Below are 25,200 nucleotides of genomic sequence, written 5' to 3'. Positions count from 1 at the left end.
CGCGCAGGCTCCGGTGCCATCTGCCCCATTATCCGTCACCCGTGAATCGTTACACTTCCGGCATGAGTAAACAGTCAGCCTCCCCTTCGTCGGCCCTGCGTGCAGAAACACTGCGCAAACAGATCGAACACGCCAATTACCGTTATCACGTACTCGACGATCCAGAGATCCCCGACGCCGATTACGACGCCCTGATGCGCGAGCTTGAAGCGCTGGAAGCCGATCACCCAGAGCTGATCACGCCCGATTCGCCCACACGCCGCGTTGGCGCGCGGGCGCTGGGCGGCTTTGCCGAAGTGCGGCACGCGTTGCCCATGCTGTCACTGGGCAACGCCTTCGAGCAGGATGGCGGCAACGACCGCGAACGCTATCGCGATGTGTCCGAATTCGAGCGCCGCATCGAGCAGACGCTGGGACGCCGCGAACCGGCGTTTTCCGTGGAGCCCAAGCTGGATGGCCTGGCGATCAGCTTGCGCTACGAAAACGGTGTGTTCGTGCAGGGCGCAACCCGTGGCGACGGTGAAACCGGCGAAGAGGTGACCGCCAATCTGCGTACGGTCCGTGCTATTCCGCTACGCCTGCGTGGCGAAGGTTGGCCACGTGTGTTGGAAGTGCGCGGCGAGGTGATCATGCTTCGCAAGGATTTCGAGGCGTTCAACGCTTACGCACGGGAGCACGGTGAAAAACCGCTGGCGAATCCGCGCAATGGCGCGGCCGGTTCGCTGCGGCAGCTTGATCCTGCTATCACAGCCAAGCGCAAGCTGAGCTTCTACGCATATGCGGTGGGTGCAGTGGAAGGCGGCGAGCTGCCGGACACACATTCGAAGACCTTGCAGAAATTGCGCGAGTGGGGGTTTCCCGTTTCCGGAGAGGTGGATGTCGCGACAGGTTTCGATGGTCTGATCGCTTATTTCAGGCGCATCGGCGCCAAGCGCGACAAACTGCCGTACGACATTGATGGTGTGGTCTACAAGCTGGACGACTATGCCGGTCAGCGCGAGATGGGCTTTGTCGCGCGTGCGCCGCGCTGGGCGATTGCGCACAAATTTCCGGCGCAGGAGCAAAGCACCACCGTCGAGGCTATCGAGATCCAGATCGGCCGCACCGGCGCGGCCACGCCTGTAGCCCGGCTTGCACCCGTTCAGGTGGCTGGCGTGACGGTCACCAATGCAACCTTGCATAACGCAGATCAAGTGGCGCGGCTGGATGTGCGGGTGGGCGACACGGTGATCGTGCGCCGCGCGGGTGATGTGATTCCCGAAGTGGTGCGCGTGATTCCCGAGCATCGCCCAGCCCAAACACATGCCTGGAAAATGCCCACGCATTGTCCGGTCTGTGGATCGGCGTTGGTGCGCGAGGAAGGTGAGGCGGCGTGGCGCTGCTCGGGCGGATTGATCTGCGCAGCACAGCGCAAGGAAGCCCTCATCCATTTCGCCTCGCGTCGCGCTCTGGATATCGAGGGTATCGGTGAGCGCTTTGTCGATGCCCTGGTGGATTTTGGCTACGTGCACACACCGGCGGATCTCTACAAACTCACGCTCAATGATTTCCTGGAAATGAAACAGCGCGCCGACGAGCGCGATGGCACCGTGCCGGAGACCGTGAAGGCCGGCAAGATCGCCACCAAGTGGGCGGAAAACCTGTTGCAGGCGATTGAAGCCAGCAAGAAGACCACGCTGTCCCGCTTCCTGTATGCGCTGGGCATCGTGCATATCGGCGAAAGTACGGCCAAGACGCTGGCCAGCTGGTTGGGGCGTCTGGAATGGGTGCGCAGCATGCCGGCGCCGATCTTGCGCGAGCTGCCGGATATCGGTGACGAGGTTGCCGGCTCGATCGCCGCGTTTTTTCGACAGGATGGTAACCGTGCGGTAGTCGATGCGCTGCTCGCTGAAGGCATCACGTTGAGCGATGAGTCGGAGCCTTCACCGCGTCTTCACCAGAAACTGAGCCAGGCCGTGTTGCTGGAAAACGCCGGCATCAATGGCATCGGGCAACGTAACGCCGAACTGCTGGCGACACATTTCTCCAGTATGGGCAAACTGTATTCGAGTGGCAGCACGCACTGGATCACCGCAGGTTTGCCGCAGCATGCGGCGGTCAGTCTTGACGAATTTTTCGCTGATACGGAACGACGATCCGCCTTGCTGGAAGCGGAAGCCGCCATGCATCGCCTGCTTGCTGCCGCTCCCCAGGCGGATGTGGTGACGGCGCTGCCGCTCGCGGGACAGACTGCCGTGCTTACCGGCACACTCTCCGGCATGGGGCGGGATGAGGCCAAGGAAAAGCTCGAAGCGCTCGGTGCAAAAGTGGCTGGCAGCGTATCCAAGAAAACCAGTTTTGTGGTCGCAGGCGAAGCAGCCGGTTCCAAACTCGACAAGGCTCAGGAATTGGGCGTCGAGGTATGGGACGAAGCGCGCTTGCTGGATCTGTTTAAACAGCACGGAATCTGACTCGTCATGGCCAACACCGTCACGCCTTTCCGACAGCGTCTCCACGTACGAGCGCAGCTCAATGCACTGATTCGCGCCTTCTTCGCCGAGCGTGGTGTGCTGGAAGTGGAAACACCGATCCTGTCAGCGGCCGGCAACACGGACCCGAACATCGAAAGCTTCAGTGCTCCTTTCCACGGACATATTGACGCCGGTGCACGCGAGCGCTGGCTACGCACATCACCGGAATACCCGTTGAAGCGCCTGCTCGCCGATGGTGTGGGTGATTGCTACGAACTCGGACGCGTGTTTCGCAATGGCGAAGCAGGGGAGCGACACAATCCCGAATTCACCATGCTTGAGTGGTATCGCGTGGGCTGGACGCACCGGCAGCTGATGGAGGAAACCATTTCGCTGGTCGAGTCGGCGCTGGCCACAGTAAGCCGGCGCTCCGAGGTTCTGATCGAAGGCTACCGCCAGTTCTTCATCGATGAGCTTGGGCTCGATCCATTGCATGCGCCGATCGATGAGTTGCGCGCGCCACTGGCTCAGTATCACATCGATCCGGAAGGGCTTACCCGTGACGACTGGCTCGACTTGTTGATCACGCACAAGTTGCAGCCCCATTTTCCGCACGACCGCATCACGGTGATCCACGATTATCCTGCCAGCCAATCCGCACTCGCGCGCATCCGCCCCGGCGATCCGCCGCTTGCCGAGCGTTTCGAGCTTTATCTGGGGCCTTATGAGCTAGCCAACGGCTATCACGAGCTCAATGATGCCGAAGAACAGCGAGCTCGCTTTGAGCGAGACAACGCGCGCAGGCGCGAGCGCGGTTTGCGGGAAATGCCGATCGATGAGCAGTTGCTGGCAGTGCTGGGCAAGATGCCCGATTGTGCCGGCGTGGCGCTTGGCATCGAGCGGCTGCTGATGTGTCTATCAGGAACGGATCGGATCGGAGATGTGCTGGCGTTTCCGTTTTCTCAGGCGTGATGGATGCCGTCGGGTGATCGACTTCCCTAGCGATGCTCTGATTCATTCCATGTAAGTTCACCGTCATTCCCGCTTTTGCGTCAACCCCAGCTCAATCGCATACTTGAACAAATCCGCATCCGTCTCAATGCCAAGCTTGCGCATGGCGTTGACCTTTTGCGTGCTGATCGTCTGCTTGCTGCGATCGAGCTTTTCCGCGATGCCATTGATGCTGACGCCACCCACGTAGAGCTTGATCACTTCCAGCTCGCGCGGCGAAAGGCGTGAAGAATTCGTGGAGGGCAGGGATTTCATCATCTTGGCAACGCGCGGTGAGAAATACTTGCGCTTGCTATGCACAGCCTGGATGGCGTTGCGCAAATGCGACATGTCGTCACCTTTGCTGAGAATGCCATCGACGCCACAAGCCAGCAGGCTGCGGATCAGTACTGCCTTGTCCATGCTCGTGATGATGATGATACCGAGGTCAGGATAACGTTCGCGGAGAAACCCCACCAATTCCAGTCCGTCGCCGTATTGGCCGCCCGGCATGGCGTAGTCGGTGACGAGCATGTCGCATGGCTGGGAGTCCAGCAGCGCAATTAACTGCGTGGAGTCAACGACGGAGCCAATCCGCCTGACGGTGGAGATATCGTCGAGCGTGGCCTCGATCCCCAACCGGATCACGGGATGATCGTCAGCCAAGGCGACACGAATATGGTTATCCATCCTGGTCGTGCCTGCTTGTAAAATCGACAGAAAAGTCTTGCCCTGTGAAGTTATCGTAATACAACCGGTCAGGCCGAACATCATGTGCTGTGCTAGTTTAAGCGCCGTACGACGGGGTATGAATCCAAGGAGCCTGCGTTGACCATTAGGGTAGCCGTAGCGGATGACCACCCCACCTTGCTGGCGGGGCTCAGACACCTGCTTTCCAACGTAGCGGGCATCACGCTGATTGGTCTGGTGACCGATTCCACACAACTTGTCGAGTTGCTTGGGAAGTCGGAGTGCGACGTGGTCGTCACGGATTTTTCGATGCCGGGGGGGCGTTATGGCGACGGGCTCGCTCTGCTGCGTTTTCTCAAGCGTCGCTTTCCCAATGTTCGGTTGGTGGTGCTCACCAGTATCGAAAACAGCGAAGTCATGAAGGGTATCGTGGACATCGGTGCCTTGGGCCTGGTCAGCAAGGCGGATGATCTTGGCCACGTCGAGACGGCTATTCGCATGGCACACCTTGGCAACCGATACGTGTCGCCGATCAAAAGCGGTCAGCTGGCGGAGCTGGTATCACCGGCTGTAGGGGAGGCCGAACCAGCGGTGAAGCTCAGCAAACGGGAAACCGAAGTGCTGCGTATGTATGCGGAAGGGTTGACCGTATCGGAGATCGGTATGCGTGCCGGACGCAGCAGTAAAACCATCAGTGCTCAGAAAATGGCCGCCATGAAGAAGCTGGGCTTGAAACACGATGCCGATATTTTCAAGTATGCGCAGGCCAATGGCCTCGTACAGGCATCCCAAACATCACAAAAAAATGCTCATCACGATGACAGTGATGCGTGAATAAACCTACATTATGTCGGGATAAGTGTTGTATTCGATCAGCTTAGTCCGATAGCACCATGCTGTGCATGGCGGTAGCCTCTGTGCAGTCGAGGCCGATCTTCAATCAGCGTTTCACGTACAAAGGGACTTATGGACGAGTCGCACGCCGCCGCCGTCTCTGCCGTGCTGCTTGGGTACAGTACGCTCAGTGAAACCCAGCGCAGTGTCTTCATGGATCAGCTAAATCAGTTCATGTTCGTGTCGCCTCAGCAACAGCGGCGGATCGCGGACGCTTGGCTGCGGCTATGTCAAAGCTCGGCCGATCCTTCCGTCCAGCGGATTGCGGAATCGGCGGCCACCTATCTGGCAGGTAATAAAAAGGGCCGAAAATCCACAAAGAAGTGATGTCTGCGCAAGCAGCACAATCCGCATGGCCATGCTTCGGATTACCAATGCAACATCAGCTTGCCGATATGTGTGCTGCTTTCCATCAGTGCGTGGGCGCGCGCTGCGTCCTGAGCTGGCAATACTTCATGGATCACCGGGCGAAGGCGCTGTTCGGCAAATAGCGGCCATACATGCTGATAGAGCTTGCTGGCGATGGCCGTCTTGAAGGTGACTGGACGCGGGCGCAGCGTTGATCCGGTGATATGCAGTCTGCGCAGCATCACGGTGTGGGCGTTGATGCTGGATGCGCTGCCGCCCAGCGTCGCAATGATGACCAAGCGTCCATCGTCGGCAAGGACATCGAGTTCGCGAGACACGTAATCGCCGGCAACCATGTCGAGGATGACATCAACGCCGCGGTTGTCGCTCCATGCTTTTACGCGCTCAACAAAATCTTCTGTCTTGTAGTTGATGGCGCGTGCACCGAGTGCCTCGCAGGCGCGGCATTTCTCGTCGTTGCCAGCAGTCGCAAATACCGGATGCCCTAATGCATGCGCCAACTGGATGGCGGTGACGCCAATGCCGCTGGAGCCGCCCTGGACCAGCAGGCTTTCCGGCGTGCCATCTTCGCGTTGCCCAAGGTGGCCGCGATCAAATACGTTGCTCCAGACCGTGAAGTAATTTTCCGGTAGCGACGCAGCCTCGATCAGATTCAGTCCGTGCGGCACAGGCAAGCATTGGCCCAGCGGCGCTACCGCGTATTCCGCGTAGCCGCCGCCGGCCAGCAATGCGCAAACTTGGCCGCCGCGCTGCAGTCCCCACGGGTTCTGGCTGCTGAAATCGCCATCCACCAATTCACCGGCCACTTCCAGTCCGGGGATGTCGGATGCGCCCGGTGGCGGTGCATAGTCGCCCTTGCGCTGGAATACATCGGGTCGGTTGACGCCCGATGCGGCGACCTTGATCAACACCTCGCCAGGGCCGGGCTGTGGTATCGGCCGTATGGCCGGGCGCAACACTTCCGGGCCGCCTGGCTGACTGATTTCGATCGCTCGCATGGTTGACACGCCTTGCTCCTTGTTGAAATCTCAAGGAGCAGAGTCTACGAGCACCAGCTCCGCATCTTCGAGTGCCTTGACTTCCAGTGTGGTTTCGTTGCGGATCGCAGCACCATCGCGAGCGTCGAGATGCACGCCGTTAACTTCCACGCTTCCCTTGGCAGGAACGAGATACGCGTAACGCTCATGACCCAGTGTGTAACGCGTGGTTTCTCCGGCTTTCAGCGTAGCTCCGAGCACGCGCGCATCGGTGCGCAGGGGCAGGGCGTCGTTGTCTTCCTTAAAGCCACTGGCCAACGTGACGAAACGTCCCGCGCGCTCTCCTGCGGGGAACGGCTTGGCACCCCACGAAGGTGCGCGGCCGCGCTCGTCCGGAATGATCCAGATCTGGAAGATACGCGTGTTGCCCGGTTCCAGATTGTATTCGCTATGTGTGATGCCACTGCCGGCGCTCATCACTTGCACGTCACCGGCTTCGGTGCGGCCTTCGTTGCCCAGGCTGTCGCGATGCGTAATGGCGCCTTCGCGCACATAGGTGATGATTTCCATATCCGCATGCGGGTGTGGCGGAAAGCCGGTCTGGGACGCGATGGTGTCGTCGTTCCAGACGCGCAGAGCGCCCCAACCCATGCGCCTGGAGTCGTTGTAGCCGGCAAACGAGAAATGATGTTTGGCCTTGAGCCAGCCGTGATCGGCTCCGCCAAGGCTGTCGAAAGAACGACGTTCGATCATGAGGGCACCTGCGGGAAGTTCGGATGGCGCACAACATAAGACCGCAGGTGGCGTTAGAGAACTGTCGTCAGGGAAACAGTGTGTCGCCAGCTCCGGCCCGCTCTCTTCCGAGCGAGCGTGTTCAGTGCTGGTGATCGTCCGTCCGGTGCCGGTGCCCGCTCAGTTCATGACCCGCATCGTGCGCGAAGGCGCGGTGCCAGCGGGTGGAGCTGAGTGAAATCAGGGTAACGATCAGGAAGGCGACCGAGAAGTTCAGCCGGCTCGGCTCGACGTTATGGGTCAGTGCCATGGTGAGCTTCAGGATCAGCGCACCGCAGCACACGCCGACTGACAACATGAGCTGCTGCAAGGTCGAGTAGAAACTGTTGGCGGCGCTCATGCGCTCGGTCGGCACGGCCTCGTAGGCGATCGTGTTGTAAGCCGCGAACTGGAACGACATGAAGGCGCCGCAGCAGACCAGCAGGCCGAACATCAACCAGAAGGGCCAGTCCGCCCGAAAGAACGCGCAGACCGCGTAGCCCAGACTGGCTAGCACGCCGTTGTAGACCATGGCGCGACGGAAGCCGAACCAGCGCAGCAAGCGGGTGGTGAAGCTGCGCGAGAGCAGTGCCCCAAGCGAAATCGCCAGGATCAGTTGGCCGCTGCGCACGGCTGAGAAGGCGAGGCCGATCTGGAACAGCAAAGGCAGCAGGAATGGCTGCGCACCCTGGGTGATGCGCATCAGCGAACCGGAAATCACCGACAGGCGGAATGAATCGATGCGCATCAGCGTGAGATCGATCACGGGGTCGACACGGCGTTTCGCATGCAGGAAATAAGCGAGCAGTGCAAAGGCGCCGAGGGCGACCAGGCACACGGCGTTGAACACATTGGTGTTCTCACCGAACAACTCCAGTCCAAACAGCACGCATCCCAGGCCGACACTGCAGAGCGTAAAGCCCAGCCAGTCGAAGCGCGACGGACGCGCCATACTGCATACGACAGGTATATAGCGCCGTACCAGCCAATAGCCGAGCACGCCGATCGGCACGTTGATGTAGAAGATCCAGCGCCAATCGAGGTATTCGACGATAAAGCCGCCCAGCGGCGGTCCTGCCATGGTGCCCAGAATCGCGGGCATCAGCGTCCACGACATCGACGACACCAGGTGCTTGCGATCGACGGTACGCAAAATCACCAGGCGCCCGACCGGCGTCATCATCGCGCCACCGATGCCTTGCAGCAGGCGTGCGGCGACCATCATCGGCAGGTTGTGTGTCAGCGAGCAGAGAATCGAGCCGAGGATGAAGACGGCAATCGAACCGTTGAAGACGCGCTTGACGCCAAAACGGTCGGCGATGGCGCCGCTTACGGGAATCAGTATGGCCAGCGCCAGCAGATAGCTGGTGACCGCGACACTCATGGCGGGTGCGGAGACGCTGAAATCGCGCGCCATGGTGGGGAGTGCGGTGGCCAGCACTGTGCCGTCGACCTGCTCCAGGAAGATCGCACAGCCAACAATCAAGGAAATGATGCGGTAATCGGGATACACCGGCTGCGATACCACCGGCGCCTCAACCTTTTCCTCGAGCAACACGGACACGTCGACTTCCTGGACGAGCGCACACTCGCCTGCGTCGGATCGACACCAGGATCAACGAGAGCACTCGAAACAGCGGCGCATTGGGTTGTGCGTCGCAACATGCCTATTATTCGCCTGTTAGAAAGTCGTTACAAGAGAGGGTGGTGAAGGTCGTCGTCATCGATTCATGAAAAAAGGCGTCGTGCGAAGACGACGCCTTTGTTTCTTTCTGTCTGATTTGAGCCGAGGCGATCAGACCGCTTCGAAAATACCCGCCGCCCCCATGCCCGTACCGATACACATCGTCACCATGCCGTACTTCTGCTTGCGGCGGCGCAGGCCGTGCAACAGGGTCGCAACGCGGACCGCGCCAGTGGCGCCCAGCGGGTGGCCAAGGGCGATGGCCCCGCCCAGCGGATTGACCTTGGCAGTGTCCAGGCCCAGATCGCCGATCACGGCGAGCGCCTGGGCGGCGAAGGCTTCGTTGAGTTCGATCCAGTCCAGCTGATCCTGGGTGATACCGGTCTGCTTGAGCACCTTCGGAATCGCTTCCTTCGGACCGATGCCCATGATGTCCGGACGCACGCCGGCCACCGAGTAGCCGACGAAACGAGCGAGTGGGGTGAGGCCGTAATCCTTGATCGCCTGTTCGCTAGCCAGCAGCACGGCACCAGCGCCGTCAGAAGTCTGCGAGGAATTGCCAGCCGTCACCGTGCCACCGAACTGGCCGTTGCGGAACACGGTCTTGAGTTTGCCCAGCACGTCCGGCGTGCTGCCGGCGCGCGGACCTTCGTCGGTGTCGATCACGCGACTATCGGTCTTGATGCTGCGCGAAGCGAGGTCGGGGTAGCGGTCATCGAGCTTGAATGGCGTGATTTCGTCCTTGAATTCGCCCGCCTTGATCGCAGCCAGCGCACGCTCATGGCTTTGTGCGGCGAACGCATCCTGTGCTTCGCGTGACACCTTCCATTGCTTGGCCACGTTCTCGGCGGTGATGCCCATGCCATAGGCAATGCCGATGTGTTCGTTGTCGAAGATGGCCGGATTCATCGCCACCTTGTGACCCATCATCGGCACCATGCTCATGCTTTCGGTGCCACCGGCCAGCATCAAGTCGGCTTCGCCCAGACGGATGCGATCGGCCGCCATCGCCACGGCTTGCAGGCCGGAGGAGCAGAAGCGGTTGATGGTGACGCCCGGGACGGTGTCGGGCAGGCCGGCCAGTAGCACGCCGATGCGTGCCACGTTCATGCCTTGCTCGGCTTCCGGCATGGCGCAGCCGATGATGGCGTCACCGATGCGATGCGGGTCAATGCCCGGTGCCTGCGCCATCACAGCGCGAATCACGTGGGCGAGCATGTCGTCCGGACGGGTGTTGCGGAATACGCCGCGCGGCGCTTTGCCTACCGGGGTGCGGGTGGCGGCGACGATGTAGGCGTCTTGCACTTGCTTGCTCATGGTCTTTGCTCCGTGGCGTCGCGCACTGTGCAGCGACGCCGATTGGTTTGTCCGTCGTCCCGGCGAAGGCCGGGACCCAGTGTCTTTGGTGGTGCGTGCGAAAGTCGCTGGGCCCCGACCTATGCCGGGGCGACGAGCGTTTAGTTCCTCAGCGGTTTGCCGGTGGTCATGGTGTGAGCAATACGCGCCTGGGTCTTTTCGGTCTGCGCCAGTTCCACAAAGTGCTTGCGTTCCAGATCCAGCAGCCATTCCTCGTCGACCAGCGAGCCGCGTTCGATCTGGCCGCCGCACAGTGTGTCGGCGATGCGCGTGGCGATCGCGACGTCATGCTCGGAGGCGAAATAACCGGCCTGCAGGTTGGCGAGCGAAGCCTTGAACGTGGCGGTACCCACGTCGCCAGCAACCGGAATGTTGCGGTCGTACAGCGGCGGGCGATAACCGCTTTCGGCCAGCGAGAGAGCCACTTGCTTGGCGATATAGAGCAGCTCGTAAGCGTTGAACACCACCACGTCGCTGTCGCGCAACAGACCCAATTGCTTGGCTTCCAGCGCGCTGGCGGACACCTTGGCCATCGCCACCGTCTCGAACACCTTCTTCAAGGCTTCAAACGGATCGGCAGGATTGGCCTGTGCAGCGCGGATTGCCAGTTCATGCAAACCGCCGCCGGCTGGCAGCAAACCTACGCCGGCCTCGACCAGACCGATGTAGCTTTCCAGCGCGGCGACCGTGCGTGCCGAGTGCATCTGAAATTCGCATCCGCCACCCAGTGCCAGGCCGCGCACTGCCGACACCACCGGCACCAGCGAATGTTTGACGCGCATGCTGGTGCGCTGGAAGTTGGCCACCATCTTCGCGAAGTCGTCGATTTTGCCGGCCTGGAGCAGGCCGAGCGCACCCTTCAGATCGGCGCCAGCGGAGAACGGTTCGCCGGTCTGCCAGATCACCACGGCCTTGAGTTTTTCTTCGGCAACGCCAATCGCATGCTGGACGCCATCAAGCACCTGATCGTTGACCGTGTTCATCTTGGTCTTGAAGGAAATGATGCCGACGCCGTCATCGCCCAACGTCCACAGACGCACGCCGTCGTTTTCCCAAACAGTGGTGCCCTGGTCGAACTTCTCACCCAGGATCGGATCAGGGAACAGCTGGCGCTGGTAGACCGGATGCTTGGAGCGCGGCTTGTAGGCGCTTGACGCAGCGGACCAGGAGCCTTCCTTGCTATGCACGCCGGTACGGCCATCAGTCACCCACGCCGGCAGCGGAGCCTTGCTCATGGCCTTGCCTGCCGCGATATCTTCAGCGATCCAGCCGGCGACTTGCTGCCAGCCGGCTGCCTGCCAGGTTTCGAACGGGCCGAGCTTCCAGCCGTAGCCCCAGCGGATGGCGAAGTCGACATCACGTGCCGTGTCAGCGATATCGGCCAGATGGTAGGCGGTGTAGTGGAACAGGTCGCGGAAAGTGGCCCACAGGAACTGTGCCTGCGGATCGCTGGATGCACGCAACTTGCCGAACTTCTCGGCCGGATCCTTGATAGCGAGGATGGCGGACACCTCATCCGACGCCTTCTGCTCGGAAGGGCGGTAATCGCGTTTGGCGACGTCCAGCACCACGATGTCCTTGCCGGCCTTGCGATAGAAACCTGCGCCGGTCTTCTGGCCCAGTGCGCCTTGTTCGATCAGGCCGCTGAGCCAGGCGGGCGCCTTGAAGTATTCGTGCCAGGGATCGTTGGCCAGGGTGTCGGCCATGGTCTTGATCACGTGCGCCATGGTGTCCAGACCGACCACGTCCGCAGTGCGGTAGGTGGCACTCTTGGGACGACCCACCGCCGGGCCGGTCAGCGCGTCGACCGTGTCGAAACCAAGCTTGAACTGTTCGGTGTGATACATGGTGGCCAGCATCGAGAACACGCCGATGCGGTTGCCGATGAAGTTAGGCGTGTCCTTGGCATACACCACGCCCTTGCCGACGGTGGTGGTCAGGAACGCTTCCAGACCTTCGAGCACATCGCGATTGGTCAGCTTGGTCGGAATCAACTCGACCAGGTGCATGTAGCGCGGCGGGTTGAAGAAGTGCACGCCGGTGAAGCGGTGGCGCATTTCCTCCGGCAGCGCTTCGGCCAGGTTATTGATCGACAGGCCTGAGGTATTGCTGGCCAGCACGGCGGTCTTGGAGACATAGGGAGCGATCTTCTTGTAGAGATCCAGCTTCCAGTCCATCCGTTCGGCGATCGCCTCGATCACCAGGTCGACATCTTTCAGGTGTTCCAGATCGTCGTCGTAATTGGCCGGGATGATGGCGGCGGCGCGGGTGCTGTCAGCCAACGGGGCCGGGGAGAGCTTCCTCAGGTTTTCGATCGCCTTCAGGGCAATGCCGCTCTTGGGACCTTCCTTCGCAGGCAGGTCGAACAGCACGGTCTCGACATTTGCGTTGGTCAGGTGCGCGGCGATCTGCGCGCCCATGACGCCGGCGCCGAGCACCGCGGCCTTGCGGATGCGTAGCGCTGGCTTCGATGAAGATGGAGCGGTCATTGGCTTCTCCGTGGGTACGAATGCAAATACAGGTGAACAAAGATTGGGGGACGGCCGTGGCCGGCCCGTGACAGGAAATCAGGGGGTAAAGGATGCTCCGGGTGCTTGGGCGCAGGCGTCACCGTCCCTGACTGCCCACAGGCCACAGGACCGTCGGCGAAGGCAAACTGGCCGTCTGCCGAGACGGCGGGCCGAAGGGATGTGGGCAGTCAGGGGCGGCCCGAAGGGTGATGTCCATAAGGCCTGCAGCCTGCGCCGCGCGGCTTGAAAAGACCGCCAGTCTTCCCTGTGCCGCGCGACACACCCTGCAGGCCTTATGGACATCATGCCGCCTACGCCCAATCACCCGGAGCATCCTTAAGACCTGCCGCGGAAAAGCGGATCAGATGGGCGGCGGTCTGTTCGCGATGGGTGGTTTCGCTGACGTCGCTCTTGCGCTGGATGATGCCGAAGCCGGACATGGCATGGGTCAGGGCGCCGGTTACCAGGTCGATGCGCCAATAGAGCTCCTCTTTACTGAGCTGGGGCAGCAGACGAGCGAATTCAGCGGTGAACTGCCGCATCACATGGCCGTAGTTGTCCGAAAGGAACTTGCGCAGGCTGTCGTCGTGCTCCGCGAAGGCCCGGGCCAGCACGCGCATGAAAAGGCTGCCGCCACCATCGTGGGACAGATCCAGGGCAGGGCGGATAAAGGCCGCCAGCACGTCTTCCAGGGTCGCGTCGGGTTGTCCGACAACCTGCTTGAGAGCTGCCAGCCGGCGTGCATTGAGCTGGTCCAGGCGGCGCCTGAAGACCTCTTCGACCAGGTTGTCCTTGGAGCCAAAATGGTAATTCACGGCGGCCAGGTTGACCCCCGCGGCGGCCGTGAGCTGGCGTAGCGAGGCGCCCTCGAAGCCGCGCTGGGCGAACAGCGCCTCGGCAGCAGTGAGGATGCGTTCCTTGGTGGAAGCGGAGCTGTTCACGGGTACCGCCTATCCAATCGAATCAAACGATCGTTTGAGGATACGCGCGGGGATCGGGGAGAGTCAAACGATCGTTTTGTACGCCCGGGGCAGCCGGCATCCCACGGCCGTTCCGGGGGACTTCCCTACCGCGGGGCGGGGTTGCTTATGGGCTAGAATCTGTCAAACTTTCGTGCGCTAAGCCCGCATTTCGCGGAGCATTTAGTTCTAAATTCCACTGACGTCCGCGTCATGGCCGCCCACTAAAATAATCCGTATACCCGGAGCAGACCGTATGGCGCTGGAGCGCACCCTTTCCATTATCAAGCCCGATGCTGTTGCCAAGAATGTCGTCGGTGAAATCTACGCTCGCTTCGAAAAGGCCGGGCTGAAAGTTGTTGCCGCAAAGATGAAGCATCTTTCGCGTAAAGAAGCGGAAGGTTTTTATGCGGTGCACCGTGAACGTCCGTTCTTCAATGCGCTGGTTGAATTCATGATTTCCGGTCCGGTCATGATTCAGGTGTTGCAAGGCGAGAACGCGATTCTCACGAATCGCGAACTGATGGGCGCCACCAATCCGAAGGATGCTGCCAAAGGCACGATCCGCGCTGACTTCGCCGATTCGATCGATGCGAATGCCGTGCACGGTTCCGATGCCGCCGAAACGGCTGCGGTCGAAATCGCGTATTTCTTCGCTGCGACCGAAGTCTTCCCGCGCTGAGATGTGATGGAAGTGAACCAGGTGGAAAAAGTCAATCTGCTCGACTTCGATCGCCAAGGGCTGCGCGAATTTTTCGCGCAGCTCGGCGAGAAGCCGTATCGTGCCGAGCAGGTGATGAAGTGGATCTACCATCACCTGGAAGACAACTTCGAAAACATGACCGATGTGGGCAAGGCACTGCGTGCCAAGCTCGAAGCCTCGTGCTACATCGGTCCGCCCAAGACGATGTTCGACAAGGGCGCCGCCGACGGTACGCATAAATGGCTGCTCGGCATGGATGGCGGCAACGCCGTCGAAGCCGTTTATATCCCGGAGCCTACCCGCGGCACGCTGTGCGTGTCCTCGCAGGTGGGCTGCGGTTTGAATTGCCAGTTCTGTTCCACGGCCACCCAGGGTTTTAATCGCAATCTGGCGACGTCGGAAATCATTGGCCAGATGTGGGTTGCCGCCAAATACCTCGGTAACATCACGCACCAGAATCGCCGCATCACCAACGTCGTGATGATGGGTATGGGCGAGCCGCTGCTGAACTTTGACAACGTCGTAAAAGCGATGAGCCTGATGCGCGACGATCTTGGTTTTGGTCTCGCCTCCAAGCGCGTCACGCTGTCGACCGCTGGCCTCGTGCCTATGATCGACAAATTGTCCGAAACCATCGACGTGTCGTTGGCCGTATCGCTACACGCCGCGAACGACGAATTGCGCACCGAACTGGTGCCACTTAACAAGCGTTACCCGATTGCCGATCTGGTCGCAGCCTGCCAGCGCTGGATTGCGCGCAAGCCGCGCACTTCGATCACGTTCGAATACACTCTGATGAAGGGTGTGAACGATCAGCCCGAGCATGCGCGCCAGCTCATCAAGTTCATGCGTCGTCTGCCGACCTGCAAAGTCAATCTGATTCCGTTCAACCCATTCCCCGGCACGCGCTTCGAGCGCTCGGACATGGAAGTGATTCGCGCCTTCCAGACGCAGCTACTCAACGCCAACATCCTGACCATGTTGCGCCGCACTCGCGGCGACGATATCGATGCTGCCTGTGGCCAGCTCAAAGGCCAGGTGCTCGATCGCACGCGCCGTCAGGCCGAATTCCAGAAACGCCTGGCCGAGGATGCAGCACATGCGGCGTGATCGTCTCCTGCTCGGTGTCTGTGCTGCCCTCGTACTCGCGGGTTGTCATAGCTCTCCCACGATCCCGCCTCCGCCCGCCGATCCCAAGCTGCCTCAGGAAACGAAGGCTCAGAAGGCGCAGGGTGCGGCGGATGTCCATACGCGCTTGGCGCAGCATTACATCGACATCAACAATCTGCAGGGTGCACTGGAGAAGGTGAAGATCGCTGTCACCGAAGATCCCACCTATGTGCCAGCGCAGACCGTGATGGCCTACATCTACGAGCGCATCAACGATCTGCCGAATGCGGAAATTCATTACCGCCGTGCGGTCGAACTGCAGCCGGACAAGGGCGACACGAACAACAATCTCGGGCAGTTTCTTTGCCACGAAGGCAAAGTGCAGGAATCGTTGCCGTATTTTGCCAAGGCGGTGGCCGATCCGTTCTACCAGACGCCCGACGTGGCACTTACCAATCAGGGTATTTGCCAACTGCAAATCAATGATCGCGTGAATGCAGAAAGCAGTTTCCGCCAAGCCGTGCAGCGCAATTCGAGCAATGCCATGGCACTGCTGCAGCTCACCAATGTGCTTTATCTCAATCATCGTTATTTCGACGCCAGCGCTTTCCTGCAGCGCTTCGATGCGCTGGGGCAACCCAGCCCCGATTCGCTGAAGCTTGGCTTTGAAATCGAAGCTCACCTGGGCAACACGGATGCCGCCCGGAATTACGCCAAACGGCTAGTCAGCCAGTTCCCGGACTCGGAACAGGCACAAGCCCTCAATCAAACCGTACGCCCATGATTTCCGAGCAGTCCAATCCGGCCGGGCAGGAGGAAACGACCTCCAGTGCACCCGCCACGACGGCAGTGAACATGGATGAGAACGCTGCCGAATTCCGCTTCAACGAAGCATCTGGTTTTGGTTCGCGTTTGCGCGCAGTACGCGAGGCGCGTGGACTGGACCTTGAGACCTGCGGTCACGCCTTGCGTTTGCCGGTGCGTGTGCTGCGCGAACTCGAGAACAACGAGTTCGATGGCGACTACCAGGTCTATCTCGGCGGCTACATCCGCAAGTACGCGCGTTATCTGGAGATCGATGACGCTGAAATCGAACTCGCCATCAGCCGCTTGAAGCCGAGCCAGCCGCCGCTGGTGGCAACCGGCGGCGTGTCGCATTCGCGTTATCTACTCGATCGCTACGCCACGGCGGCCACCTATGTGGTGCTGACGCTGGTGATTGCGGTGCCGACGGTATGGCTCGGCATGCGCGGCACGCTGACCCATGACATGAGCCATCTCGCTCCGCTGGATGCCGCGCCCGTCGCTCAGCAGGATGCGCCTCCGCCCGCACCGGCAGCTTCCGGTAGTGCAGCCAAAGCGCTGGCGAGCAATGTGGCGGGACTGGCACAGGCGAGCAATCCGGCCCCGGCTTCTGCCGAATCGGCGGCGCGCGCTGTGGAGCAACAACCACTGCTGGCTTCGATGGTGCCGGTGCCGAATCTGGATAGTGATGCGAACGCCACGCCAGCACCCGCCAATGCGGCCGATGCCGCCACAGTGGGTAGCGGTAGTCACAGCCTTACGCTCAACCTGCCCAATAGCAGTTGGGTGGAAGTGATCGGCAAGGATGGCTCGCGCCTGGAGTATGGCTTGCTGCCTGCAGGCACTGCCAAGACCTATCGCAGCGACCAACCGATCGAGGTGCGCATCGGCAACGCGGCTGGCGCACAGGTCAGCATCGACGGTCAGCCGGTAACGTTGGACCCGTACCGCCATGCCAACGTGGCGCACTTCCGCGTCGACGTCCAGGACGGCAAGGCCGCACCGGCGGGCGCCTGATCTGAAGCGCAGGGGGCTGGGCCGCCGCCGCAGCCCCCTCGGTCATCCTTGATCGGTTATGCTTGCGCATTGTCCGCCGGCAGGGCGGGCAATGCCGGCTGCCGCCGGGTCGCGGTAGCTCCAAGAACACCTTTTCTGGCGCCTTAGGGCGTCGCTTGCGACACGGTGATTGCATGGCATTTGATGCATACGACGACTACGAACAGAGCGAACGCGTACAAAAGTGGCTGCGGCAGAATGGCCTGTCGATCGCTGTGGGTGTCGTCATCGGCCTGATTGCTATCTTCGGCTACCAGCAGTGGCGCAATCATCGGGCTTCGCATCAACTGGCCGCTTCAGGTCTGTACCAGCAATTGCAATCGGTGATCGATAGCGGCAATGCCAGCGACGTGCTGGTCCAGGAATTGATGAACAGCTACGCCGACACGCCTTACGCGATGTTCGCTGTCAGCGATCGCGCGCGTCACCAGGTTGAAGCCAAGCAGTACGACAAGGCGCTGGAATCGCTCTCGTGGGCCGAACAGCATGCGCCCAGTCCGGAACTCAAGGCGCTGGTGGATCTGCGCATGGCGCACGTACAGCTGGCCAAGGGCAGTGCCCAGGATGCGCTGAGCGCACTGGATCGCATGCCGGCCGACAGCTATGCCATCGTCAGCCAGGAACTACGCGGTGATGCACTGGTCAAGCTAGGACGGCGCGATGATGCTCTCAAGGCATATCAGGCGGCCGTGAAAGCCATGGGCCCGAATGTGCAGCAGGGCAATGAAGTGCAATTGAAAATCGACGATCTGGCCACGGCCGGGAAGCAGGGTGCATGAAACGTTTTGGGCTGATCGTATTGACCGCTTCGCTGGTAGCTCTCGCAGGCTGTCATTCCTTCAAAAAAGAAAACATCCAGCCGCCGACTCCGCTGGACAAGAATTTCAAACCCACCGTCCAGACGACGCAGGTGTGGAAGATCCGTGTAGGGCATGGCGCTGGCGAAAGCGGCGTGCGCATGGAGCCGACTGTGGTCGGTGGCGTGCTGTATGCGGCCAGTACCGATGGTGTGATCGGCGCCTACGATGCGGCCACCGGCAAGACCATCTGGGAAAACAAGACACGCGTCAAAGGCTGGTTCGGCTGGGGCGATAAGAAGCGTAAGGATGCTTTCTATTCCGGTGGCCCGGCCGTGTCCGGCGATCTGCTCGTGATCGGCACCCTCAACGGCCACGTCTACGGTTTGAACGTGAAAGATGGCAGCCAGCGCTGGGATAGCACGCTGCCGTCGGAAGTGATCGACTCCCCGACCGTCGCCGGTGCGCTTACCATCGTGCGTACGCAGGACGGTCGCGTGTATGGCCTGGACAGCAACACCGGCGAGCGCCGCTGGGTGAACGACCAAGGTAACGTGCCCTTGCTCAGCCTGCGCGGTAATGGTCCGCTGCTGGTGGCCAATGGCGTGGTCTTCTTTGGCAGCGACGACGGCAAGCTCACGGCACTGCGCCTGGATAACGGCGACAAGTTGTGGGAACAGAAGCTGGCCAGCGGCGAAGGCCGTACTGACATTGAGCGCATGAACGATGCCGACGGCACCGTATTGCTCGACGGCAGCACGCTCTATGCGTCGGCCTATCACGGCAACCTCACCGCTATTGATGGCCCCAGCGGTCGTCCGTTGTGGCAGCGTCCGTTCTCCACCTATACCTCCCTGGCGATCAGCGGCAACAGTCTGTTCGGTGCCAATATCGATTCGCAGGTCTGGGCGTTCGACAAGAGCAGCGGCGCTGACATGTGGAAGAACGAAAACCTCAAGTATCGCTGGGTGACCGCACCGGCGGTTCAGGGCGATTACGTGGTGGTCGGCGATATCGAAGGCTACGTGCATTGGCTGCAGGTTGGCGACGGTGCTTTGGCTGGTCGTCAGCGTCTTTCCAAGAAGGCGATTCGCGCGGAGCCGGTGGTTGCCGGTGATCTGGTGTACGTCGAAGATGTGCAAGGCCATGTCGCGGCTTATCGCCTCGGCGGCAAGTAATACCGGGAACTATGAGTCGTGCTTCCCGTCATCGCCCTGGTCGGTCGTCCCAACGTCGGTAAATCGACCCTTTTCAATGCGCTGACGCGTAGCCGTGATGCCCTGGTGGCTGATATGCCGGGCGTCACCCGTGATCGCCATTACGGTGTATGCCGTACTGGCGAGCGTCCTTTCGTGGTGGTCGATACCGGAGGTTTATCCGGTGTCGACGAAGGCCTCGATGCACTTACCGCGCAGCAGGTTCGCCTCGCCATCGACGAAGCGCAGGTGCTGGTGTTCGTGGTGGATGCGCGCGATGGTCTTTTGCCGCAGGATCGCACCATCCTCAACGAGCTGCGCCGCAGCGGAAAACCTATCATCGCGGCCGTCAACAAGACCGATGGTCTGGATGAGCAGAATGCGCTGGCGGAATTCGCCGTCTTCGGCATCGCCCAGACCTTGCCGCTCTCTGCCGCCCACAACCGTGGGACGGAAGACCTGATCGCTGTCGTTCTGCCGCTGTTGCCGGAAGACGTGCATGAAGAGCTGGTGCCGGAAGACGATGGCAGCATCCGCGTCGCCATCGTCGGCCGTCCGAATGCTGGTAAATCGACCTTGATCAATCGCCTGCTTGGCGAAGATCGCCTGATCGTTTCGGATGTCGCCGGAACGACGCGTGATCCGATCCGCGTGCCGCTGGAACGCGACGGCAAGCGTTACACCCTGATCGATACCGCCGGCGTACGCCGCAAGGCACGTGTCGAAGAAGGTATCGAGAAGTTCAGTGTCATCAAGACGCTGCAGTCGATCGCCGCGGCACAAGTGGTCGTAGTGATGATCGACGCGCGCGAAAATCTCGCGGACCAGGACCTCACCCTCATCGGTCATGCCATCGACGAGGGCAGAGCGCTGGTGATTGCCATCAACAAGTGGGATGGCATGGACACTTACCAGCGCGAGCAATGCCAGCGAGCACTTGAACGCAGGCTGGTTTTTGTCGACTGGGCCAAGCACGTTTTCATTTCCGCCTTGCACGGCTCAGGCATGCGCGAACTGATGCGGGCCATCGTGCGGGCGCATACCGCAGCCATGCGCGAACTCGGCACGTCCGACCTCACCCGCACACTTGAGCGGGCCTACGAAAGCTATCAGCCTCCGCTGGTACGCGGCCATGCGCCGAAGCTGCGCTTCGCCCATCCGGGTGGTAGCAATCCGCCCACTATCGTGATTCACGGCAGCCGCACCAAGCACATTGCGCCGGCTTACCGGCGCTACCTGGAAAACTTCTTCCGTCAGCGTTACAAGCTGGAAGGTACGCCGGTTCGCATTGAATTCCGCGAAGGTGAGAATCCCTTTGCGGGCAAGAGGAACGTGCTGACTGAAGCACAGCAGCGCAAGCGGCAGCGGATGATTCGTGAGATGAAGCGGCGTAAGTAAGCGCTGAGGTTGTCTTTGCTACTTGGCAATGGGCTTCAGCTTGGTCGGTAGACCCGTTTTCTACTCAGCGTCATTCCGGCGACAGCCGGAAAGACGCCGCAGAAACACTCCCCATTGCTGTTTACCTGGGCTGCGTAGGCGACGGTCTTCAGCGAGCTAAACTAGCTTCATGAACACGCCCCTCAATCGTGATGCCTGGCTGGCCACCCTCCGCCAGCGCGTAGCCGAAATCTCTCCTGCCGAGGCCTTTGCCCAGCAGGCGCAAGGCGCGCTCCTGATCGACGTGCGCGAGGACAACGAACGCGCCGCGGGGTTACCAGCAGGCGCCTTGGGCCTGTCCCGCGGCTTCCTCGAGCTGCGCATCGAAGACAACGAGCCCAACCGCGACCGTCCCATCCTTGCCTTGTGCGCCAGCGGCAGGCGTTCGCTGCTTGCGGCCGAAGCGTTGCAACGCATGGGCTATCGCCATGTCGTTTCCGTCGCAGGCGGCTATGAACGCTGGAAAAGCGAAGGCTTGCCGATCACCAGCGGCAGCCTCGATGCGGATGCTGCGGAACGCTACGCGCGCCAGTTACGTCTGCCTCAAGTTGGCGAAGCTGGGCAACTCAAGCTCAGTCAGGCGAAGGTGGTTTTGCTCGGCGCGGGCGGCTTGGGCGCGCCGGCTGCGCTGTATCTGGCTGCGGCCGGCGTAGGGCAACTCACCCTGATTGATGATGATCGCGTCGAGCGCTCCAACCTGCACCGGCAGGTGATTCACGCTGATGCGCGTGTCGGTATGGCGAAAACCGAATCGGCGCGTATGACATTGGCGGCACTCAATCCACGCATCGAGGTGGAGCTTCGCAACGAACGTCTGCGTGCGGACAACGTCGAGCGTTTGCTAAGCGGAAACGATCTGGTTATCGATGGTGCGGACAATTTTCCTGCACGCTATTTGCTGGCGGCAGCGACGCGCCGCTTGACTATGCCGATGGTCTACGGCGCAGTCGAGCGCTTCACCGGACAGGTCAGTGTCTTCGATCCTCGCCGCGCGGATTCGCCGTGCTATCGCTGCCTGTTTCCCGAGCCGCCTGCTGCGGAGGATGCGCCCAATTGCAGCGAAGCTGGCGTGCTGGGTGTGTTGCCGGGCATCGTCGGTCTGTTGCAGGCAACGGAAGCCTTGAAGCTGATACTCGGCATCGGTGAACCACTAGTCGGGCGTCTGCTTTCCTTCGATACGCTCGGCATGCATTTTCGCGAGACGCGGTTGCCACGCGATCCGGCCTGTCCTGGTTGTAGCTCACACGCAGTATTCAATGGCTACGAGGACATTGCGCGCCTGTGTGCGGCGGCGGGCTAGGCAAGATCGCCGGGTAGCAAGCCGTAGATCACGGCATCTTGCGATTGCCCGTGCAGAAAGATGCGCTGTCGCGCGATGCCTTCGCGCTTTGCGCCGATTCGTTCCGCACAGCGTTGGCTTGCCAGGTTGTCAACGGCCGCGACGATCTCGATCCGCCGCAACCCAAGCGCCTCGAATCCGAACATGGCTACAGCGCGTCCTGCATGGCTGGCATAACCGTGGCCCGTCGCTGAGGTGCGCAGCCAGTATCCAAGGTTGGCGCGCAGATCGCGCTCATTAAGCTCGTTCAGTCCCATGCCACCGGCCAGCCGGCCGTGCCCATCCAGGATCGCAAAGTCGTAGTGCTCGCCATCGTTCCAGTGCTGCTTGCACAAGGTGGTCCAGTTGAGCGCCTCTGCCAAGTCATAACCGGCATGGCACCAAGGCAGCCAGCGGCTCACCTGATCCAGCGACTCCTGTACGGCTTCATGCAAGGCTGGCGCATCATCTTCACGCCAGGGGCGCAGCGATACCAGTGGGGTGTCGAGCGCCTGGGGACTGGGGTGGAGCAGGGTGGTCATAGATGATGCGTTTGTGCGGCCAGAGGGTAGTCGGGATAATGTCGTGCTTTGTAAGACAGGAAAACCCATGAGCGCTCGCATCCTCGACGGCAAACGCATTGCGCAGGAACTGCTGGACCGCATCGGCAAGCGGGTAACCGAGCGCAAGGCGCAAGGCAAGGTTGAGCCCGGGCTGGCCGTGGTGCTGGTGGGCGATGATGCCGCGTCTTCCGTCTATGTGCGTAACAAGCGCAAAGCCTGTCACCAGATTGGTTTCCGCTCCTTCGATTACGATCTGCCGGGCAGCACCACCCAGGATGAGTTGTTCGCGCTGATCGACCGGCTCAACGCCGACCCTGCCGTGCACGGCATCCTGGTGCAGTCGCCGTTACCGGAGCATATCGACGAAGACGCCCTAGTCGATCGCATCGATCCGAACAAAGATGTGGACGGGTTCCAAGCCGTCAACGTCGGCCGTCTGGCGCTGCGCCGTTTTGGTCTGAGGCCGTGCACGCCCAAGGGTGTGATGACCTTGCTGGGCCACACCGATCGCCCGGTACGCGGGCAGCATGCGGTGGTGGTGGGCGTATCCAATCACGTTGGCCGTCCTCTGGTGCTGGAACTGTTGATCGCCGGCTGCACCACAACGTGCTGCCATCGTTTTACCCGTGATCTGGAAAGCTACGTGCGACAGGCCGACATCCTGGTCGTGGCGGTAGGCCGGCCGGGGCTGGTGAAGGGCGACTGGATCAAGCCGGGTGCCGTAGTCGTGGACGTCGGCATCAATCGCCTGGACGATGGTCGCCTGGTCGGTGACGTGGATTTCGACGTGGCGTCGCAGCGTGCCAGCTGGATCACACCCGTACCGGGTGGGGTGGGGCCGATGACCGTGGCCACGCTGATGGAAAACACGTTGGAAGCGGCTGAGGCGCGTGATCCTTGATTTTTCCCTTACCCGCGGGCGAGGTGGGGCAAGCGACACTCTTTCGATAAAGCTTGGTAGAAGCGCGCTCCGCTGGAAATCGGTGCAAGTTGGCCCCCTCACCACATTCCTCTCAAGGGGAGAGGAGACAAACGCAAAAGAGCAAATTCGCATCATGGTCCGCTCCCGCGTATAATCTCCTCTTTGGAGCGAGACTTTTCGCATGCGTATCCTCGCCGAGGCCCTCACCTACGACGACGTCTACCTCGTCCCGGCCCATTCCCAAGTCTTACCGCGCGACGTGGACACTTCCACGCGACTCACGCGGAACCTTCGACTGAATATCCCCATCGTGTCCGCTGCCATGGACACCGTGACCGAAGCGCGTCTTGCCATCACCATGGCGCAGAATGGCGGCATCGGCATCATCCACAAGAACATGACCGCCGATCAGCAGGCCGCCGAAGTGCGTCTGGTGAAGAAGTTCGAAGCCGGCGTGATTCGCAGCCCTATCACCGTCGGTCCGCATACCTCGATCCGTGAGGTGCTGAAACTCACGCGCGCGCACAACATCTCCGGCGTGCCGGTGGTGGAAGATGAGCAACTGGTCGGCATCGTTACCAGCCGCGACCTGCGTTTCGAACGCAAGCATGACGATCCGGTGCGCAACATCATGACGCGCCAGGACAAACTGGTGACCGTGCGTGAAGGCGCCAGCCAGGATGAAGTGCTGCAGCTCCTGCACAAAAACCGCATCGAGAAAGTGTTGGTCGTTAACGACGCTTTCCAGCTGCGCGGCCTGATCACTGTCAAAGATATCCAGAAAGCCCGCGACAACCCGAACGCTGCCAAGGACAGGCATGAGCGCCTGGTGGTCGGTGCTGCCGTCGGTGTGGGCGGCGATACCGAGCAGCGTGTCGAAGCGCTTGTGGACGCCGGCGTAGACGTGATTGTCGTCGATACCGCGCACGGCCATTCGCAAGCCGTCATCGAGCGTGCTGCATGGGTGAAGAAACACTATCCGCAGGTGCAGGTGATCGCCGGCAACATCGTCACCGGTGAAGCTGCGCGTGCCTTGCTTGATGCCGGTGTGGATGCGGTGAAGGTGGGTGTTGGCCCGGGCTCCATCTGCACTACGCGTGTCGTGGCGGGTGTGGGCGTGCCGCAGATCACTGCCATCGATATGGTGGCCACCGCGCTGAAGGACGAAATTCCGCTGATCGCCGATGGCGGCATCCGCTACTCGGGTGATATCCCGAAGGCGCTGGCGGCTGGTGCATCCACCGTGATGCTCGGCTCCATGTTCGCCGGTACCGAAGAGTCGCCGGGCGAGGTCGAGTTGTTCCAGGGCCGTTCCTACAAGAGCTACCGTGGCATGGGTTCGCTGGGCGCGATGGCGCTGGGTTCCAAGGATCGCTACTTCCAGGACGAAGCCGACGCCGACAAGCTGGTGCCGGAAGGCATCGAAGGCCGTGTGCCGTACCGAGGTCCGCTGCGCAACATCATTCACCAGCTGATCGGTGGCCTGCGTGCTTCGATGGGTTATCTGGGCGCTGCCACCATCGATGACGTGCGCAACAAGGCGCAGTTCGTCAAGGTGACCTCGGCCGGCGTGACCGAAGCGCATCCGCACGATATCCAGATCACGAAGGAAGCGCCGAATTACCGGTTGAATTCCTGAAAGGC

The 25,200-nt window shown here is 60.9% G+C and carries 22 protein-coding genes; 14 read left to right on the top strand and 8 right to left on the bottom strand.

The window, feature by feature from the left end:
• Positions 1 to 62 precede the first annotated feature (62 nt).
• Positions 63 to 2,450, top strand: a complete 2,388-nt coding sequence (ligA, locus tag ISN74_RS10580; RefSeq protein WP_188799285.1) for an NAD-dependent DNA ligase LigA — start codon at positions 63 to 65, stop codon at positions 2,448 to 2,450.
• 6 nt (positions 2,451 to 2,456) lie between these two features.
• Positions 2,457 to 3,422, top strand: coding sequence for an EF-P lysine aminoacylase EpmA (gene epmA, locus ISN74_RS10575; RefSeq protein WP_188799284.1), 966 nt, complete (start codon positions 2,457 to 2,459; stop codon positions 3,420 to 3,422).
• Positions 3,423 to 3,485: 63 nt separating this feature from the next.
• Here epmA and ISN74_RS10570 read toward each other — a convergent pair whose 3' ends face one another.
• Complete coding sequence (locus tag ISN74_RS10570; RefSeq protein WP_229679152.1) at positions 3,486 to 4,214, bottom strand: response regulator; 729 nt, start codon at positions 4,212 to 4,214, stop codon at positions 3,486 to 3,488.
• Between the two features lie 54 nt (positions 4,215 to 4,268).
• On the opposite strand from ISN74_RS10570, the gene ISN74_RS10565 reads away from it, so the two are divergent.
• On the top strand, positions 4,269 to 4,964 hold the full coding sequence (locus tag ISN74_RS10565) for a response regulator (protein WP_188799283.1): 696 nt from the start codon (positions 4,269 to 4,271) through the stop codon (positions 4,962 to 4,964).
• 132 nt (positions 4,965 to 5,096) lie between these two features.
• Entirely contained in the window at positions 5,097 to 5,351 is a 255-nt protein-coding gene (locus tag ISN74_RS10560) for a hypothetical protein (protein WP_188799282.1), read from the top strand.
• A 41-nt stretch (positions 5,352 to 5,392) separates the two neighbouring features.
• Here ISN74_RS10560 and ISN74_RS10555 read toward each other — a convergent pair whose 3' ends face one another.
• The 6 genes from ISN74_RS10555 to ISN74_RS10530 all read right to left on the bottom strand — a co-directional run bounded on the left by ISN74_RS10555 (position 5,393) and on the right by ISN74_RS10530 (position 13,632).
• Entirely contained in the window at positions 5,393 to 6,391 is a 999-nt protein-coding gene (locus tag ISN74_RS10555) for an NAD(P)H-quinone oxidoreductase (protein WP_188799607.1), read from the bottom strand.
• 30 nt (positions 6,392 to 6,421) lie between these two features.
• Positions 6,422 to 7,123: a pirin family protein gene (locus tag ISN74_RS10550; protein ID WP_188799281.1), complete on the bottom strand. Its 702-nt coding sequence runs from the start codon at positions 7,121 to 7,123 to the stop codon at positions 6,422 to 6,424.
• A gap of 121 nt (positions 7,124 to 7,244) precedes the next feature.
• On the bottom strand, positions 7,245 to 8,705 hold the full coding sequence (locus tag ISN74_RS10545; protein WP_425488837.1) for an MDR family MFS transporter: 1,461 nt from the start codon (positions 8,703 to 8,705) through the stop codon (positions 7,245 to 7,247).
• A 231-nt stretch (positions 8,706 to 8,936) separates the two neighbouring features.
• A complete protein-coding gene (locus tag ISN74_RS10540) occupies positions 8,937 to 10,142 on the bottom strand; it encodes an acetyl-CoA C-acyltransferase (RefSeq protein ID WP_188799280.1) in 1,206 nt (401 codons plus the stop codon).
• A 140-nt stretch (positions 10,143 to 10,282) separates the two neighbouring features.
• On the bottom strand, positions 10,283 to 12,670 hold the full coding sequence (locus ISN74_RS10535) for a 3-hydroxyacyl-CoA dehydrogenase/enoyl-CoA hydratase family protein (protein WP_188799279.1): 2,388 nt from the start codon (positions 12,668 to 12,670) through the stop codon (positions 10,283 to 10,285).
• Positions 12,671 to 13,002: 332 nt separating this feature from the next.
• Complete coding sequence (locus ISN74_RS10530) at positions 13,003 to 13,632, bottom strand: TetR/AcrR family transcriptional regulator (protein ID WP_188799278.1); 630 nt, start codon at positions 13,630 to 13,632, stop codon at positions 13,003 to 13,005.
• Positions 13,633 to 13,906: 274 nt separating this feature from the next.
• On the opposite strand from ISN74_RS10530, the gene ndk reads away from it, so the two are divergent.
• From ndk to moeB, 8 genes are all read left to right on the top strand, one after another.
• Positions 13,907 to 14,332 (top strand): nucleoside-diphosphate kinase, encoded by a 426-nt coding sequence (gene ndk, locus ISN74_RS10525; RefSeq protein WP_188799277.1) that lies wholly within the window; start codon positions 13,907 to 13,909, stop codon positions 14,330 to 14,332.
• Positions 14,333 to 14,338: 6 nt separating this feature from the next.
• Positions 14,339 to 15,463: a dual-specificity RNA methyltransferase RlmN gene (rlmN, locus tag ISN74_RS10520; protein WP_188799276.1), complete on the top strand. Its 1,125-nt coding sequence runs from the start codon at positions 14,339 to 14,341 to the stop codon at positions 15,461 to 15,463.
• Positions 15,453 to 16,247 carry a type IV pilus biogenesis/stability protein PilW gene (gene pilW / locus ISN74_RS10515; protein WP_188799275.1) on the top strand — a complete coding sequence of 265 codons (795 nt, stop codon included), beginning with the start codon at positions 15,453 to 15,455 and terminating at the stop codon, positions 16,245 to 16,247. Before rlmN ends, pilW begins: the two co-directional genes overlap by 11 nt.
• A complete protein-coding gene (locus ISN74_RS10510; protein WP_188799274.1) occupies positions 16,244 to 17,284 on the top strand; it encodes a RodZ domain-containing protein in 1,041 nt (346 codons plus the stop codon). Before pilW ends, ISN74_RS10510 begins: the two co-directional genes overlap by 4 nt.
• Positions 17,285 to 17,457: 173 nt before the next feature.
• Complete coding sequence (locus tag ISN74_RS10505; protein WP_188799273.1) at positions 17,458 to 18,102, top strand: YfgM family protein; 645 nt, start codon at positions 17,458 to 17,460, stop codon at positions 18,100 to 18,102.
• Positions 18,099 to 19,298, top strand: coding sequence for an outer membrane protein assembly factor BamB (bamB, locus tag ISN74_RS10500; RefSeq protein ID WP_188799272.1), 1,200 nt, complete (start codon positions 18,099 to 18,101; stop codon positions 19,296 to 19,298). The genes ISN74_RS10505 and bamB overlap by 4 nt, the downstream gene beginning before the upstream one ends.
• An 18-nt stretch (positions 19,299 to 19,316) precedes the next feature.
• Positions 19,317 to 20,714, top strand: coding sequence for a ribosome biogenesis GTPase Der (der, locus tag ISN74_RS10495; RefSeq protein ID WP_188799271.1), 1,398 nt, complete (start codon positions 19,317 to 19,319; stop codon positions 20,712 to 20,714).
• A 169-nt stretch (positions 20,715 to 20,883) separates the two neighbouring features.
• On the top strand, positions 20,884 to 22,053 hold the full coding sequence (gene moeB, locus ISN74_RS10490) for a molybdopterin-synthase adenylyltransferase MoeB (protein ID WP_188799270.1): 1,170 nt from the start codon (positions 20,884 to 20,886) through the stop codon (positions 22,051 to 22,053).
• On the opposite strand, the gene ISN74_RS10485 is transcribed toward moeB, so the two are convergent.
• Positions 22,050 to 22,613, bottom strand: coding sequence for a GNAT family N-acetyltransferase (locus tag ISN74_RS10485; protein ID WP_188799269.1), 564 nt, complete (start codon positions 22,611 to 22,613; stop codon positions 22,050 to 22,052). The two genes, moeB and ISN74_RS10485, sit on opposite strands and share 4 nt — an antisense overlap.
• Positions 22,614 to 22,680: 67 nt before the next feature.
• On the opposite strand from ISN74_RS10485, the gene folD reads away from it, so the two are divergent.
• Positions 22,681 to 23,535 (top strand): bifunctional methylenetetrahydrofolate dehydrogenase/methenyltetrahydrofolate cyclohydrolase FolD, encoded by an 855-nt coding sequence (gene folD, locus ISN74_RS10480; protein WP_188799268.1) that lies wholly within the window; start codon positions 22,681 to 22,683, stop codon positions 23,533 to 23,535.
• Positions 23,536 to 23,737: 202 nt separating this feature from the next.
• The gene (guaB, locus tag ISN74_RS10475; protein ID WP_188799267.1) at positions 23,738 to 25,195 is read left to right on the top strand and encodes an IMP dehydrogenase; all 1,458 of its coding nucleotides are present in this window, start codon (positions 23,738 to 23,740) and stop codon (positions 25,193 to 25,195) included.
• Positions 25,196 to 25,200 lie beyond the last annotated feature (5 nt).

The sequence above is a fragment of the Dyella caseinilytica genome, assembly GCF_016865235.1.
GTDB classification, from domain to species: domain Bacteria; phylum Pseudomonadota; class Gammaproteobacteria; order Xanthomonadales; family Rhodanobacteraceae; genus Dyella_B; species Dyella_B caseinilytica.
Note: the sequence above shows the minus strand (reverse complement) of the source record. Positions and strands in the feature narration are given on the sequence as shown.